Source organism: Acinetobacter harbinensis (assembly GCF_000816495.1).
Lineage (GTDB): Bacteria > Pseudomonadota > Gammaproteobacteria > Pseudomonadales > Moraxellaceae > Acinetobacter > Acinetobacter harbinensis.
The window spans coordinates 28,871-29,784 of sequence record NZ_JXBK01000003.1; the positions used below are offsets into that span (position 1 = coordinate 28,871).

The 914-nt window shown below is 39.5% G+C and carries 1 protein-coding gene and 1 pseudogene; both read right to left on the reverse strand.

Annotated features, from left to right (window positions below):
• The coding region (locus SE27_RS14670; RefSeq protein WP_201772990.1) for a hypothetical protein at window positions 1-729 on the reverse strand (729 nt) is incomplete at its 3' end.
• Window positions 730-790: 61 nt separating this feature from the next.
• Window positions 791-914 (reverse strand): annotated as a pseudogene (locus SE27_RS14675) (recombinase family protein); the annotation flags it as partial.

The window sequence follows — 914 nt, forward strand, 5'->3', positions numbered from 1 at the left end:
GCTAAAGTGCAAGGGCGATTCAGGTTCATAATTTCCTGCGTTATCACCAGCTGCGTCAGCAACACCGTAAGCACCAATAAAATTATCTTCAGGTAAATGAATTACGTTCCATGAACTGCTCGTTTCACTTGTGCTGCTATAACCACTTTGATAAAAGCTACCAATGAGTTTTTTACCAATCGGCTGCATATTATTTAAAATTTGTTCCCGGTCTACGTGTACACGTCCATAGCTGCCGCCATATTCTTGTTCAGGTCGACTCTTGCTGACCACTTGAAATTGTCCATTGGTGAGTTTTTTAAAGCTATATAAATCCAAATTGCCTACGCAGGCATGACAACTTACCACACTACCATTTTCACTGACTTGTACTTTTTCAATCATGACTAAAAATCGTGCTTCACCTTCAACATTCCGATAGTTAATGATTGGATGCATGAGCGCAACGGTATTTTCACCAGCTTCATCCGCTGAACCAATTGCCACAAAATTTTGTATTTCAATTTCACCTTCATTTACAAAAACATTACGCATATTATCTTTGTAAAACAGGCGCATAACTTCTTTAAAACTTAATTCATTTAAACGTGCATCCACCAATTCCTGACTAAGAAAACTAGATTTTTTTGATTCAGGTGATTGCTGTGTGGTTTTGGGTTGTTGAACTGTGGCTGTTGCCGTCGACTGCCCGCTATACCCTAGATAGCCCCATACTGCTGCACCACCCATATTTGAGCTTGTAAATAAAACTGTATTTACACAAAATAATTTACAGGCTCTTTTCATTTCGTTATTCACTGGCTTTTAAATAGCGGTATACCGCCTGGCGACTAATTCCAAATGCCTGACCTAATGCCATTTTCGAAGAATATTCTCCTTTTTTCCATGCCTGCCGTAAAGCTTCAGCCTGGTCA